This is a genomic window from Methylomagnum sp., assembly GCF_054333355.1.
In genome coordinates, this window is sequence record NZ_JBTEKS010000087.1 from 1 (window position 1) to 13,568 (window position 13,568).

The 13,568-nt window shown below is 61.9% G+C and carries 13 protein-coding genes and 1 pseudogene; 11 read left to right on the top strand and 3 right to left on the bottom strand.

Annotated elements, in window-relative coordinates; genetic code table 11:
* The 11 genes and pseudogenes from ACXWUF_RS08950 to ACXWUF_RS09000 all read left to right on the top strand — a co-directional run.
* Positions 1-537, top strand: a pseudogene (locus ACXWUF_RS08950) (NADH-quinone oxidoreductase subunit NuoG); the annotation flags it as partial.
* Between the two features lie 75 nt (positions 538-612).
* Positions 613-1,560 (top strand): NADH-quinone oxidoreductase subunit NuoH, encoded by a 948-nt coding sequence (gene nuoH / locus ACXWUF_RS08955; RefSeq protein WP_458494325.1) that lies wholly within the window; start codon positions 613-615, stop codon positions 1,558-1,560.
* Between the two features lie 82 nt (positions 1,561-1,642).
* The gene (nuoI, locus tag ACXWUF_RS08960; RefSeq protein ID WP_458494326.1) at positions 1,643-2,170 is read left to right on the top strand and encodes an NADH-quinone oxidoreductase subunit NuoI; all 528 of its coding nucleotides are present in this window, start codon (positions 1,643-1,645) and stop codon (positions 2,168-2,170) included.
* Positions 2,170-2,667, top strand: coding sequence for an NADH-quinone oxidoreductase subunit J (nuoJ, locus tag ACXWUF_RS08965; protein ID WP_458494337.1), 498 nt, complete (start codon positions 2,170-2,172; stop codon positions 2,665-2,667). Before nuoI ends, nuoJ begins: the two co-directional genes overlap by 1 nt.
* Positions 2,664-2,975, top strand: a complete 312-nt coding sequence (gene nuoK / locus ACXWUF_RS08970; protein ID WP_458494327.1) for an NADH-quinone oxidoreductase subunit NuoK — start codon at positions 2,664-2,666, stop codon at positions 2,973-2,975. The genes nuoJ and nuoK overlap by 4 nt, the downstream gene beginning before the upstream one ends.
* A gap of 46 nt (positions 2,976-3,021) precedes the next feature.
* Positions 3,022-3,774, top strand: a complete 753-nt coding sequence (aqpZ, locus tag ACXWUF_RS08975) for an aquaporin Z (protein ID WP_458494338.1) — start codon at positions 3,022-3,024, stop codon at positions 3,772-3,774.
* A 128-nt stretch (positions 3,775-3,902) separates the two neighbouring features.
* Positions 3,903-4,484 carry a Uma2 family endonuclease gene (locus ACXWUF_RS08980; RefSeq protein WP_458494328.1) on the top strand — a complete coding sequence of 194 codons (582 nt, stop codon included), beginning with the start codon at positions 3,903-3,905 and terminating at the stop codon, positions 4,482-4,484.
* Between the two features lie 71 nt (positions 4,485-4,555).
* Complete coding sequence (locus tag ACXWUF_RS08985) at positions 4,556-5,506, top strand: hypothetical protein (protein ID WP_458497257.1); 951 nt, start codon at positions 4,556-4,558, stop codon at positions 5,504-5,506.
* A 348-nt stretch (positions 5,507-5,854) separates the two neighbouring features.
* Entirely contained in the window at positions 5,855-7,687 is a 1,833-nt protein-coding gene (nuoL, locus tag ACXWUF_RS08990) for an NADH-quinone oxidoreductase subunit L (protein WP_458494331.1), read from the top strand.
* A 5-nt stretch (positions 7,688-7,692) separates the two neighbouring features.
* Complete coding sequence (gene nuoM / locus ACXWUF_RS08995) at positions 7,693-9,261, top strand: NADH-quinone oxidoreductase subunit M (RefSeq protein ID WP_458494332.1); 1,569 nt, start codon at positions 7,693-7,695, stop codon at positions 9,259-9,261.
* A 101-nt stretch (positions 9,262-9,362) separates the two neighbouring features.
* Positions 9,363-10,910: an NADH-quinone oxidoreductase subunit N gene (locus ACXWUF_RS09000; protein WP_458494333.1), complete on the top strand. Its 1,548-nt coding sequence runs from the start codon at positions 9,363-9,365 to the stop codon at positions 10,908-10,910.
* A gap of 97 nt (positions 10,911-11,007) precedes the next feature.
* Here the strand turns inward: ACXWUF_RS09000 and ACXWUF_RS09005 are convergent, their stop codons facing one another.
* The 3 genes from ACXWUF_RS09005 to ACXWUF_RS09015 form a co-directional block, all read right to left on the bottom strand.
* Positions 11,008-11,673, bottom strand: coding sequence for a DUF1614 domain-containing protein (locus ACXWUF_RS09005; RefSeq protein WP_458494334.1), 666 nt, complete (start codon positions 11,671-11,673; stop codon positions 11,008-11,010).
* A gap of 84 nt (positions 11,674-11,757) precedes the next feature.
* Positions 11,758-12,276, bottom strand: a complete 519-nt coding sequence (locus tag ACXWUF_RS09010; RefSeq protein WP_458494335.1) for an Hsp20/alpha crystallin family protein — start codon at positions 12,274-12,276, stop codon at positions 11,758-11,760.
* 133 nt (positions 12,277-12,409) lie between these two features.
* Positions 12,410-13,568: SpoIIE family protein phosphatase (locus ACXWUF_RS09015; protein ID WP_458494336.1), on the bottom strand; the 1,159-nt coding region annotated here is incomplete at its 5' end.

Sequence of the window (13,568 nt, forward strand, 5' to 3'; positions counted from 1 at the left end):
CCCGACGACCCGGATTCCCCTCTGAGCTATTCCATGGAAGGCGCGGGCGTCGAGAGTCCCCCGGCGCTGATTCCGGTGGATTGGGCACCGCGTTGGAACTCCCACCAGCAAGCCACGGCCAAATTTCAGGACGAGGCGGGCGGGCATTTGCGCGGCGGTGATCCGGGGATTCGGCTGATTGAGTCGGCGGAAACGCCGAACGCTGAATGGTTCACTGAAATTCCGCCGGGTTTCCAGCCGGATGAATCCCGATGGCGGATCGTGCCGCTTTATCACATCTTCGGCGGTGACGAACTCAGCGCCCTTTCACCGCCCATTGCCGAGCGGGCGCCTGCGCCTTATGCCGCGTTGCACCCGGATGACCACGCCGCGTTGGGTGGGGCGGGGATCGTTACCGTAAAACTGGACGGACGCACGCGGCGGCTGCCGGTGCGGGAAGAGCCTTCGTTGCGGCGGGGCACGATTGGGCTTCCGGCGGATTTGCCCGGCCTGAATGTGGCTGAGTTGCCGGAATGGGTTTTCATTAGGATGCGCTGAGGCACGAAGCGCATCAATTGCTGCGACCGATGCGCCTCCTTCGTCGGCACATCCTATGAACGGGAGGGAAAAATCATGACGGTCGGTTCACCTTTCGATGTGGCGGGCATTCTGCTGGTGTTGATTACGACGGCGGCGCTGTTGATCTGGGTCGAGCGCCGCCTGCTGGCGGTGTGGCAAGACCGGCTCGGCCCGAACCGGCTGGGGCCGTTGGGCCTGCTGCAAGTGGTGGCGGACATGCTCAAGATGCTGAGCAAGGAGGATTGGATTCCGCCCTTCGCCGACGCCCCGGTGTTCGTGCTGGCCCCCACGGTGGTGATGGTGACGGCGTTGACCGCCTTCGCCGTGGTGCCGGTCGCGCCGGGCGTCGGCATCATCGACCTGAGTTTCGGCCTGCTGTACTTCCTGGCGCTGGCCTCGCTGTCGGTGTACAGCCTGATCCTGGCGGGCTATGCCTCCAACAGCAAGTACGCCCTGTACGGCTCGCTGCGGGCGGCGGCGCAGACGCTCAGCTACGAAGTCTTCATGGGCCTGTCGCTGATGGGCGTGGTGATGCTGGCGGGGACGTTCGACCTGCGGGCCATCGTCGAGGCGCAGCGGGACGGCTGGTTCGTGGGGCCGCAGTTGCTCGGTTTTCTGTTGTTCCTGGTGGCGTCGGTGGCGGAGAGCCATCGCGGGCCGTTCGACCTGCCGGAAGCGGAAGGCGAGTTGGCCTCCGGCTATCACGTCGAGTATTCCGGCATGAAGTTCGGCATGTTTTTCGTGGGCGAATACGTCAACATCACCTTGGGCGCGGCGATGATCGTGACGCTCTTTTTCGGCGGCTGGCTGGGGCCGTGGCTGCCACCGCTGGTGTGGTTCATGCTCAAGACGCTGTTCTTCATCGTGCTGTTCATCCTGCTGCGCGGATCGCTTCCCCGGCCCCGCTATGATCAGTTGATGACGTTCGGCTGGAAGGTGCTGCTGCCGCTGGCCTTGGTGAATATTCTGGTGACGGGCGGGGTTATGTTGTGGCGACAATGAAATGTGGGAGCGGGCTTCAGCCCGCGACAAGACCAGCGTTGATTAATCGCGGGCTGAAGCCCGCGCCCACTGGGATACGGCCATGCTGAAAGGATTCCTCAGCCAACTGCAAACCCTCGGCACGGTGCTGGCCCACACCTTCACCCGCGCCGACACCGTCCAATACCCGGAGGAAAAGCCGGCCCTAGCCCCCCGCTATCGGGGCCGCATCGTGCTGACCCGCGACCCGGACGGCGAGGAACGCTGCGTGGCCTGCAACCTGTGCGCGGTGGCCTGTCCGGTGGACTGCATCGCCTTGCAAAAGGCCGAGACCAAGGATGGCCGTTGGTATCCCGCCTGGTTCCGCATCAATTTTTCCCGCTGCATCTATTGCGGTTTCTGCGAGGAAGCTTGCCCCACCTACGCCATTCAACTCACCCCGGATTTCGAAATGAGCGAATACGACCGGCACAGCCTGGTTTACGAGAAAGAACATCTGCTCATCGCGGGCACCGGCAAATACCCGGAATACAACTTTTACCGGGTGGCGGGGCTTGCCATCAGGGGAAAGGACAAGGGCGAGGCGGAGAACGAAGCGCCGCCGGTGGATGTGCGGAGCTTGCTGCCGTGATGCTGCACATCCTGTTTTATTCCGCCGCCCTGGTGGCCGTGGTGTCCACCGCGCTGGTGATTACCGGGGCCAATGCCGTTCATGCGCTGCTGTACCTGATTCTGTCGCTGATCGCCTCGGCGGTGGTGTTCTACCTGATGGGCGCGTATTTCGCGGCGCTGCTGGAAGTCATCATCTACGCCGGGGCCATCATGGTGCTGTTCCTGTTCGTGGTGATGATGCTGAACTTAGGTCAGCAAACCTTGGAGCAGGAACGCCGCTGGCTGGAGCCGTCGGCGTGGCGCTGGCCGGCGGCGATGGCGACGGTGTTGCTGATCGAGTTTTTGTATGTGTTCCTGGGTGATGGCGACGGTGTCACCGGCCATATCGTCAGCCCGAAGGAAGTGGGCGTGGCCCTGCTCGGCCCTTATGTGATCGCGGTGGAATTGGCGTCCATGCTGTTGCTGGCGGGGTTGGTGGGGGCTTACCATTTGGCGCGGCCCGAGGTGCGGCGATGAGCGGCACGGTTCCGCTGACCCATGGCTTGATTCTGGCAGGGCTTTTGTTTGCCTTGGGGTTGGCGGGCGTGCTGGTGCGGCGCAATTTGATTGCGGTGCTGATGTCCCTGGAAATCATGCTGAACGCGGCGGGGCTGGCGTTTATCGTGGCGGGGTCGCGCTGGAATCAGCCGGATGGGCAGATCATGTTTCTGCTGGTGCTGACCTTGGCGGCGGCGGAGGTGGGCGTGGCGTTGGGCTTGGTGATGCGGGTTTATCGGCAGTTCAAGACGCTGGATGCGGATGTGTTGAGCGGGATGCGGGGGTGATCCCCAGGTTTGTTTAGACATGGAAACCATTATGGAGGAACTGATGATGTGGTCGATTTATCGTCGCGTTGCTGCGGAATTTATCGGAACGTTCTGGTTGGTACTCGGCGGGTGCGGTAGCGCCGTGCTTGCCGCCACATTCCCGGAGGTGGGCATCGGCCTACTCGGCGTGGCTCTGGCATTTGGTTTGACCGTGCTGACCATGGCGTATGCCGTGGGCCATATTTCGGGTGGCCATTTCAATCCGGCGGTATCCGCTGGCCTGTGGGCCGGTGGCCGCATCCCGGCGGCGGATTTGGTGCCGTATATTCTTGCCCAAGTGGCGGGCGCGATTGTCGCCGCCGGCGTGCTGTATCTCATCGCGAGCGGCAAGCCTGGTTTCGACATCGGCGCGGGATTCGCCGCCAACGGTTACGGCGCCCATTCCCCCGGCGAATATTCCATGGCGGCGGGCTTTCTGACGGAAACCGTCATGACCTTCATGTTTTTGCTCATCATTTTGGGCGTCACCGACTCTCGCGCCCCGCAGGGCTTCGCGCCCTTGGCCATCGGCTTGGGGCTGACCTTGATTCATCTGATTAGCATCCCAGTGACCAACACCTCCGTGAATCCGGCCAGAAGCACTGGCGTTGCGTTGTTCGTCGGCGATTGGGCGCTGGCTCAGCTCTGGCTTTTCTGGGTCGCGCCGGTGCTGGGGGCCATTCTGGCAGGGTGGGTGCATCGTCTGTTGGCGGCCACCATCCATGCCCAGGATTGGCAGGCCGCCGCGCCAAGCCGGGGACCGCGCACCTTGCCGTAGGCGTGGCGTCTGGTGAGGCGGGTTTATCGGCGGTTCAGGACGCTGGATGCGGATGTGTCGAGCGGGATGCGGGGGTGAGGAGGATGGCGGATAATGGGCGGCGTCAATATCCAACCAGGGAAGCCGCCATGCCGAATGCTATCAAATACGATTTCATTAGCGTTGAAGACTATCTTGAGGGGGAGTGTGAATCGGAAATCCGCCATGAGTATGTGGACGGGCAGATTTTCGCGATGGGTGGGGCGAGTGAGTTGCACAATACCGTTACGGCAGAGCTTTTCACGGCGATTCACGGCAAACTGCCCGATACTTGCCGGGCTTGGATCGCCGACATGAAGGTCAAAATCGAACATGCCGGGAAAGTCTATTGTTATTACCCGGATATTATGGTGGCGTGTGGGCCGAATACCGGCAATCAATATATTCGCACAAATCCAATTCTGATCGTCGAGGTGTTGTCCGGTTCCACCCGGCGCAATGATTTGAACGAGAAGCTTGCCAATTACACGAGGATTCCAACGCTGTTGGAATATGTGGTGGTCTCGCAGGATACGCCGCATTTGCGGATTTTTCGGCGGCGGATGGATTGGCAGCCCGAATATTATTATGCGGGGGATGTGTTTGTGTTGGAGTCGGTGGGGTTGGGGATGGCGGTGGAGGGGGTTTATCGGCGGGTTAGGCGGGAGGTGGGGTTGAAAGTTGGAAGCTGACATAATGACTAGCACCGTTTGAGTTTGTGATAGTAGGCGCTGAGATTGATCTGAAAAATATATGGGTTATTGTGGAAACATACGCATTTAGGTTGTCGGATGGTAGGATAGGTGCTTTTCAAATAGGTGCGGGGAGACAGTTTCTTTTTATTCCAAATGACCTGCTCGGATTTCAGCCACAAGTTACCTCTGATTTCGGCGGATTTGTTTTTGATGAGACCAGACAAGATAGAGAGAATGAAATCATTGAGCTTGTAAATGGCTTTCTGCATATCTTGTCACGTAGCAGCAATCACCCGCGCCCAAATGAGGTGAAAAGGTTGAGTGTGGTTGGGAAGCAAATTCCAAGGATGGGAACTCATAATGTGTATGGAGATACCGATTTAAGTGGCCGCACAGCGATTGATGAGTTTAAGGCGTTTAAGAGCATTTGTGATGCCCTTACGGAACTGTTTTATTATATTGAGCCATCTTGTATTGGAAGCAACTTAAAGGCTTATGGTCAGAAAATTAGAGAAATTTTGATTTTGGCTTGCACTGAAGTTGAATTTCTCCTGCGCAAATTTTTAGTCGATAATGGATATGCTGGAAAAGGAAATGGTCGCTATACGACTAATGATTATGTCGCGTGCAAAGATGCTCTAAGAGTTGCCGACTATTCTGCAAAGTTACTCTTACATCATGACCTTGGGGAAATTTCACCTTTTGCGCAGTGGAGCGCACAGAAACCAACGGAGTCACTAGAGTGGTATGACGCATATAATAGTGTGAAGCATGACCGTGGAGGCGCATTCAGTCGGGCAACGCTCGCGAATGCAATTTCTGCGGGGTGTGGTATCCATGTGCTATTAGAGAGCCAGTATGGGGCTAGGTTTTTCGATTCGCCTTTTTATTCAAAGTTCACAAGTCCTTTTATTACCACTAAAAAGCCGACGCCAAATCTTGAAGACCTGTATTGTCCCACCTTTACGGGGGAGGATGAGGCAAGATGGGAAGGTACGATAAAGTATTTTGAGCGCTAATCTTCGCTCGCTCCCACGCACCGCGTGAGTGCTAGATATGGTGAATAAATATGCAAGCTTATCTGATTGAAACCTTCTGGAGCGACGAAGACCAAGCCTATCTCTGCATCGCGCCCGACTTGCCCGGTTGCAGCCCGGTAGGTTGGGGTGAGGAACGAACCCCAACATGTTGGCGTGGATTAAGTTGGGGTTCCTTCGTCACCCCAACCTACGGGTTTATCAGCGACGATTAACTGAGGCCCGCGCCGTTCTCCGTAAAGGCACAGCCCGCCGCGCGAGCTAACTGGATTCCCACGCGGCGCGTGGGAACCATCAAGGAACGAGCAACAACGGCAAGGAGTAAGCCACATGCTAGCCCACCTATGGCTAATCCCCGCCCTGCCGCTGGCAGGCTTCCTCATCCTGACCCTAGTCCAGGGTAATCTCCGCCGCCATCTCGCCCCCTGGATCGGCGTCGGCTCGGTGGGCCTCGCCGCCCTCCTCGCCGGACTCGTCGGCCACGAATTCCTCACCGGCCCGGTGCTGTCCTACAAGCTGCCGCTGTGGACCTGGGCGCGGGTCGGCGATTTCTCGGCCAGCTTCGGGCTGTACCTGGACGCCCTGTCCCTCAACATGCTGCTCGTGGTCACGGGCGTCGGCTTCCTAATCCACCTCTATTCCGCCGGGTTCATGGCCGACGATCCGGGGCTGGCCCGCTTCTTCGCCTACATGAATCTGTTCGTCGCCGCCATGCTGGTGCTGGTGTTGGCGGATAACCTCGCCTTTCTCTATCTGGGCTGGGAGGGCGTGGGGCTGTGTAGTTACCTGCTCATCGGCTTCTGGTACGACAACCCCGACAACGGCGCCGCCGCCCGCAAGGCGTTCGTGATGACGCGGGTGGGCGATACGGCGTTCATCGTCGGCCTGTTCCTGCTGTTCGCCGCGCTGGGCAGCCTCGACATCCCGACCGTGCTGCAACGGGCGGCGGCGTCCTGGAAACCGGGATCGGATATCGCCGTGCTGGCGGCGGCGCTGCTGCTGGGCGGGGCGGTGGGCAAGTCGGCGCAATTGCCGCTGCAAAGCTGGCTGCCCGATGCCATGGCCGGTCCCACCCCCATCAGCGCCTTGATCCACGCCGCGACCATGGTCACGGCGGGCGTCTATCTCATCGCCCGCACCCATGCGCTGTTCGAACTGGCCCCGGAGGTGCTGCACGCGGTGGCGGTCATCGGCGCGGCCACGCTGCTCATGGCGGGCTGCACGGCCCTGACCCAGCGCGACATCAAGCGCATCCTGGCCTATTCCACCATCAGCCAAATCGGCTACATGTTCCTGGCGCTGGGCGTGGGCGCGTACTCGACGGCCATTTTCCACCTGACCACCCACGCCTATTTCAAGGCGCTGCTGTTCCTCGCTGCCGGGGCGGTGCTGCATTCCTACCACCACGAGCAGGACATTTTCCGCATGGGCGGCCTGCGGGAACGGTTGCCGGTGGCGTTCTGGAGCTTCGTCATCGGCAGCGCGGCGCTCACCGCTTTGCCGTTCACCTCGGGCTATTACAGCAAGCACGAAATCCTGCTGGCTACGTCCGCCGCCCGCGACGGCCTGTGGCTGTGGGGCGCGGGGACGGTCGGGGCGTTGCTGACGGGGTTATATAGTTTCCGGCTGGTGTTCGTGGTGTTCTTCGGGCCGGAGGATCGGCGGGCGTCCGAGCATCTCGGCTTCGCCATGACGGTGCCGCTCATTGTGCTGGCCGGACTGGCGATTGTCGGCGGGCTGTTTCCTGTGCCGCTGGGTTCGGTGTTGCCTCGGCGCGAGGAGGCTGGGTTCGACACGCTCATGGAAATCGCCACCGATGCGGCCCCGTTCGTCGGCGTCGGGCTGGCGGCGGGGTTTTATCTGGCCCGCGTCTGGTCGGCGGACGAGCTGACCCGCACCGATTGGGGTAGCGCCCTGCAACGGCTGTGGGTGGCGGGCTGGGGGTTTGACTGGCTGTACGGCGGGCTGTTGGTCCGGCCCTTTCGCTGGCTGGCGGAGGTCAACCGGGCGGATACGCTGGATGATGTTTACCGGGCCGTGGCCTGGCTCAGCCAATCCGGGCACCGGATGCTAAGCAAAACCCAGACGGGCAAATTACGCTGGTACGCGGCGGGCTTGGCGGGCGGGGCGTTGTTGGTCGTGGCGATGGGGATACTGGCATGAGTTTGATGTTGTTGATAGCAGTGCTAGTGGTGGGGGGCGGGTTGGCTTGGGTTTCGGAACGATGGAATGCTCAAGCGTTGGGTGTGCCCCATCGTTCGCTGAGCGGAGTCGAAGCGAACGATGGAGGCTGGCTTCGACTCCGCTCAGCCAGCGGCTTTCTTTTACCTAACGCCCCGCGCTGGATTGCCGTGCTGGCCCTGGTTTTTGATGCGGGATTGTTGACGCCTTACTTCGCGACGGCGGCGGGACCGGATCAAGCGGTTTGGCTGGATGATGTCCGGCTGGCGTGGATTCCCCGCTTCGGCATCGGTGTTCATCTGGCGCTGGACGGGGTGAGCCTGTTGCTCATCGCCCTGACGCTGTTGCTGGGCGTGGTGGCGGTGGCGGCGTCCTGGCGGGAGATTACGGAACGGGTCGGCCTGTTCCACGCCTGTGTGTTGTGGACCCTGGCCGGGGTGCTGGGGGTGTTCCTGGCGCTGGATTTGTTCCTGTTCTTCGTGTGCTGGGAAGTGATGATCGTGCCCATGTACTTCCTCATCGCCCTGTGGGGCCACGAGGACCGCGCCTATGCCGCCATCAAGTTCTTCCTGTTCACCCAGGTCAGCGGCCTCGTCATGCTGCTGGCCATCGTGGTGCTGGTGCTGCTCAGCCACGCCAAGACCGGCGTGTACAGCTTCGATTATTTCGCCCTGCTCGGCACGGAACTATCCCCGGACGTCGCGCCGTGGCTGATGCTGGGCTTTTTCGCCGCCTTCGCCGTGAAGCTGCCCGCCGTGCCGTTCCACACCTGGCTGCCCGACGCCCACACCCAGGCGCCTACTGGCGGCAGCGTGATTCTGGCGGGGGTGCTGCTCAAGACCGGCGCCTATGGTTTGCTGCGGTTCGCCATTCCCTTATTTCCCAACGCGGCGGCGGATTTCGCGCCCACCGCCATGGCCTTGGGCGTGGCGAGCATTCTGTACGGCGGCGTGCTGGCCTTCGCCCAATCCGATTTCAAGCGGCTGGTGGCTTATTCCAGCGTGAGTCACATGGGCTTCGTGCTGGTGGGGCTGTATGCCCGGAATCCCTTGGCGACCCAGGGCGCGGTGATGACCATGCTGGCCCATGGCCTGTCCGCCGCCGCCTTGTTCATGCTGGCGGGCGCGTTGCAGGATCGCCTGCACACCCGCGACATGGAGCGCATGGGCGGACTGTGGACCGACGTGCCGCGCTTGTCGGCGATGGGGCTGTTTTTCGCGGTGGCGGGGTTGGGGTTGCCGGGGCTGGGCAATTTCGTGGGGGAATTTCTGGTGCTGGCGGGGGCGTTCCGGGTGAGTCCGCTCATGGCAAGTCTCGCCGCTCTCGGCTTGATTGTCGCGCCGGTCTATTCGTTGATGCTGGTGCAACGGGCCTTCCACGGCGAACGCACGGAACCGCGTGACCTTACCGACTTCGGAGCAAGAGAACTGGCCGCGATGGCCTGCTTGATTGTGGCGACGGTGGCGATGGGCTTGTACCCGCAACCGCTGTTGGACATTACTCGCGCCGGGACTTCCGGCCTAACCGGCCCCGTCGTCGCGGGCGGGAGACCATAAATGGCGGGGGAAGGAAAACTTCGTTTGATCGCCCTCACCCCAACCCTCTCCCGTGGGGAGAGGGGGCAAAACATCGGTTTATCACCAGAGTCATCCATACCATGATTACCACCGCCGATTTGATCGCCCTGTTGCCCTTGATGGCTCTGGCCGTCACCGCCGTGGTGGCGATGCTGGCGATTGCCTTCCGCCGGAATCATGGGCTGGTGTTCGCGTTGACGGCGGCGGGCATTGTGGTGGCGCTGCTGCTGGTGCCGTTGGCGGCGACGGTCGCGCCGCGTGAGGTGACGCCCTTGTTGCGGGTGGACCGCTACGCCTTGGCGTTCACCGCGCTGGCCGCGTTCGCCGGGCTGGTGGTGGTGGCTTTGAGCCGGGATTATTTCCCCGACCGCTCGGACCAACCAGAGGAGCTTTACCTGCTGATTTTGACGGCGCTGCTGGGAGCTGGGGTGTTGGCGGCGGGGCAGCATTTCGCCAGTTTCTTCCTGGGGCTGGAAACGCTGAGCGTGTCGCTGTTCGCCCTGATTGCTTATCCGCACCGGGAGGGAAAAGCGCTGGAGGCGGGCATTAAATATCTGGTGCTGTCAGGCGTGGCGTCGGGCTTCCTGGTGTTCGGCATGGCCTTGGTCTATGCCGATACGGGGACGCTGGAATTCGCCAGACTGGCGGTCGCGCCCGGTTCCCTCGTTGCCATCGCCGGGATGATCCTGATTGTGACGGCGGTGGGCTTCAAGCTGTCGCTGGTGCCGTTCCACCTGTGGACCGCCGATGTTTATCAGGGCGCTCCCGCGCCGGTGACGGCGTTGCTGGCGACGGTTTCGAAAGGCGCGGTGTTCGTGCTGTTGCTGCGCTACGCGGTGGCGGGCGGGCTGGAACGCGCCCCGGTGCTGGTGGATGTGCTGAGCGTGCTGGCGGCGGCGTCCATGTTGGGCGGCAACCTCTTGGCCTTGCGGCAGGACAACGTGAAGCGGCTGCTGGCCTATTCGTCCATCGCCCACATGGGCTATTTGCTCATCGTGCTGGTGGCAGGGGCGAGGATTGGCGGGGATTTCGCCGCCGAGGCGCTGCTGTTTTATCTGGCGGCGTATTTCATCACCACGCTGGCGGCGTTCGGCGTCGTCGCCGTGCTGAGTCCGCCCGACCGGGAGGCGGAGAATCTGGACGACTACGCCGGGCTGTTCCATACCCGGCCCGGATTGGCGGCGGTGTTCACGGTGGCGCTGTTGTCGCTGGCGGGGATTCCGCTGACGGCGGGTTTCGTGGGCAAGTTCTATCTATTCGCGGCGGGTGGGTTGGGGGAGCAATGGGCGTTGCTGGGGTTGCTCATCGTCGGGAGTGGGTTGGGGCTTTATTACTATGTGCGGGTGGTGGCGCACATGGCGCGGGATGGCGGGGAAAGGCCAGCCGGGCAAGATGTCCTGGCTCCTTTGCCTTGGACGGGACGGGTGGTGCTGGGGCTGTTGCTGGTGTTGTTGGTGGGATTGGGGGTTTATCCGGGCAGGTTGATGAAGGCGTTGGTGGGGAGTGGGGTGGCGGTGGAAACGCGCTCGCCGGAAAGCGCGGCGCTGCAAGAACGAGTGTTGGTTAAGCCGCCTCGGTCGGAGGTGGGCGCCGTTCGGCGTGATCGGGATGGGCGGAGTGGGCGGTAATGAATATTCCATAGGATGGGTGGAGCTTTGCGGAACCCATCGCAACGCAGCGGCACGGCATGATGGGTTCCGTTGCGCTCCACCCATCCTATAAAACTCAACTCAACAACACCGCCACAAACCCCGTCACGAAGATCCCGTCGAACGTCCCCGCCCCGCCAATCGAGGCAATGGGCGCCCGCATCCCACGGATATCCTTGAGCCGCAGCAAGTCGGCGCCGATCAACACACCCAGGCAGCCGGAGATGTAGGCCACCGGCGCCCGGTATTCGCCGCCCAGCCACATGGCGACCAGCGCCGCCGAAAGGGGTGCCACCAGCATGGGCATCCCGATGCCGATGCCGGGAATCGGACGGCTCAGCAAAAAGCTGATGGCCGCGACGATGCCAGTGGCCGCCGCAACCATCAGCAGCGGCACCGCCGAGTGCATCGTCAGGAAAATCGAGAAACCCACCGGCACCAAGCAGCCGCCCACATTCACCACCACTTGGACGCGCCCATCGAAGGGCACGGGCGGCAGGCGCAGCAGGCCGTATTGGCGCGGATGGAAGTCGGCCAGCACCGGCTCCGCTTGCAGGGTGAACAGCGGCAGGTTGACGGCGCTGCCCAGCAGCGAGATTAACAGCAGCAAGGCGGCGGAGCCGGGGTCCAGCCCCAACTTTTGCAGCGTCAGGGCCAGCAGCCCCAGGTTGATGCTGAAGACCAGCCACAGCAGCAGGCCCATGAAGAGCAGCAAGAACAGGGGCGAAAATGGCTGGCGCATCGGTGGCTCCTGAAATGGCAAGCCCCGCGCCATTCGCCCTTCTATACATCAGGACGAACGGCGCGGGGCACGTTGGGCTTTAGGTCATTCGACCTTGATGGGCTGGCGCTTTACGCCCGGTGCCTTGGGAATGGTCAATTCCAGGATGCCATCCTTGAACACGGCCTTGGCGTTGTCGCCCTCCACCGCGCCCGACAGCCGCACGGTGCGCTGGAATTCGCCCCGGCTCATTTCGCGCCGATGATATTGGCCCTTTTCCTCCGTCTCCTCCTTCTGGGTCGTGGCGCGGAGGGTCACGGTGTTCTCGTGCAGGGAAACATCCAGGTTCTCCTTGCTGACGCCCGGCAGCTCGGCCCGGACGCAGAATTCGGTGTCGCGGTCGATCACGTCCACCCTGGGCAGCCGCCCCGCGCCGAATGCCGCCACCGCTTCCGGCCAATGCCGCCCGAACAGGGCGGGCATGGGCGTCAGCCATTGGCGCCGCATCTCGTCTAGCCATTGGTCGAAGTCGTCGAGGGAACTCAGGAATTGGCCTGATTGAGGTTGGGATTGGGGGACTTCTTTGCCGGTGGTTTCAGTCGGCTTGATATCTTGAGTAGCCATGGCGATTCTCCGTAAAAAAGCGTGGCGAACGAAAGGCCGGTAGTGCCTTTCTCAGCGCTGGATATGGGGCCGGAGAAGCGGAATTTCAATGCGGGGCGGGGGGGGATTCGGCCTTGCGGCCCAGGCGAAAAGCTTAGGTTTCCAGGATCAACAGGCTGATGTCGTCCGGGTAGGAGTCGTCGCCGTGCCAGGCGTGCAGCGCCTCTTTGAGCCGGGCGGACACATCGGAAATGGGATGGGTCGCTGCTTCGGTGAGAACGTCCTTCATGCGGTCGAGGCCGAACAATTCGTCGGCGGGGTTGGGGCACTCGATGATGCCGTCGGTGAAAACGAATAATCGGTCGCCCTTCGCCAGCGTTAAATGCTCCGCGTCGTATTCGCTGAATTCGAGGATGCCCACGGGCACGCCCCGGACTTCCGATTCATAGAAACTGCCGTCCGCCGCCCGCCACAGCAAGGGCGGCGGATGCCCGGCGGCGCTCAGCACCAAGTCGCCGGTCCTGCCGTTGATGATCCCGTAGACCATGGTCAGGAAATACGATTCCGATTCCGGGTCGTTGGAGAACCGGCGGTTGAGTTCGGCGATGATCTGATTGGGGGGTTCAAACTGGGCGGCACCGGAGTCGTCCTCGGTCGGCGCGGCGGTGCCGTAGATTTCGTTCTCGTGCCGCTGCCGAAGCTGCTTGCCGGTGGCGAATGAAATGAGCGACGACGACACGCCATGCCCGCAGACATCCAGTTGGAAGAACGCGAGGTGGTCATCATCCAGCGGGAAATAGCCGATCATATCCCCCGCCAACAGGCTGCTGGGCAGGAACAGCCATTCGGTGCGAACGCCCGGCGACACATACGGCGCGGGCAGCATGGAATGCTGAATCTGCGCGGCCTTGGCCAGGTCCTTGCTCATGACGTCGTAGGCTTGGGAAAGCTCTTGATGGAGCGCCTCCAGCGCCGCCTTGCGTTTCCCCAATTCCTCTTCCAGCCGCAGGATGCGCATCCCCGAGCGGATGCGCCCGCGCAGCTCGTCCGGGTCCACCGGCTCGACGAGGAAGTCATCGGCCCCGGACTCCATGCCTTCCAGCAGGGCGTCCTTGTCGTCCCGGACGCTGAGCATGATGAAGTAGGTGTAGAACGGCAGGTGGGCGGCGCGAATCTTCCGGCACAGTTGGGCGCCGGTCAGTCCGGGCGTGTTCCAGCGGCAAATGACCAGGGTGGCCTCGCGCCCGCACACCCGCCGATACGCCTCCACGCCGTCGCGGCTGGGCACGGGTTCGTGGCCTTGCTTTCTGAGC

Excerpts from the sequence above, each read along its gene's own strand:
- nuoH (WP_458494325.1), top strand. The coding sequence starts at position 613 with ATGACGGTCGGTTCACCTTTCGATGTGGCGGGCATTCTGCTGGTGTTG.
- nuoI (WP_458494326.1), top strand. The coding sequence starts at position 1,643 with ATGCTGAAAGGATTCCTCAGCCAACTGCAAACCCTCGGCACGGTGCTG.
- nuoJ (WP_458494337.1), top strand. The coding sequence starts at position 2,170 with ATGCTGCACATCCTGTTTTATTCCGCCGCCCTGGTGGCCGTGGTGTCC.
- nuoK (WP_458494327.1), top strand. The coding sequence starts at position 2,664 with ATGAGCGGCACGGTTCCGCTGACCCATGGCTTGATTCTGGCAGGGCTT.
- aqpZ (WP_458494338.1), top strand. The coding sequence starts at position 3,022 with ATGTGGTCGATTTATCGTCGCGTTGCTGCGGAATTTATCGGAACGTTC.
- ACXWUF_RS08980 (WP_458494328.1), top strand. The coding sequence starts at position 3,903 with ATGCCGAATGCTATCAAATACGATTTCATTAGCGTTGAAGACTATCTT.
- nuoL (WP_458494331.1), top strand. The coding sequence starts at position 5,855 with ATGCTAGCCCACCTATGGCTAATCCCCGCCCTGCCGCTGGCAGGCTTC.
- nuoM (WP_458494332.1), top strand. The coding sequence starts at position 7,693 with ATGTTGTTGATAGCAGTGCTAGTGGTGGGGGGCGGGTTGGCTTGGGTT.
- ACXWUF_RS09000 (WP_458494333.1), top strand. The coding sequence starts at position 9,363 with ATGATTACCACCGCCGATTTGATCGCCCTGTTGCCCTTGATGGCTCTG.
- ACXWUF_RS09005 (WP_458494334.1), bottom strand. The coding sequence starts at position 11,673 with ATGCGCCAGCCATTTTCGCCCCTGTTCTTGCTGCTCTTCATGGGCCTG.
- ACXWUF_RS09010 (WP_458494335.1), bottom strand. The coding sequence starts at position 12,276 with ATGGCTACTCAAGATATCAAGCCGACTGAAACCACCGGCAAAGAAGTC.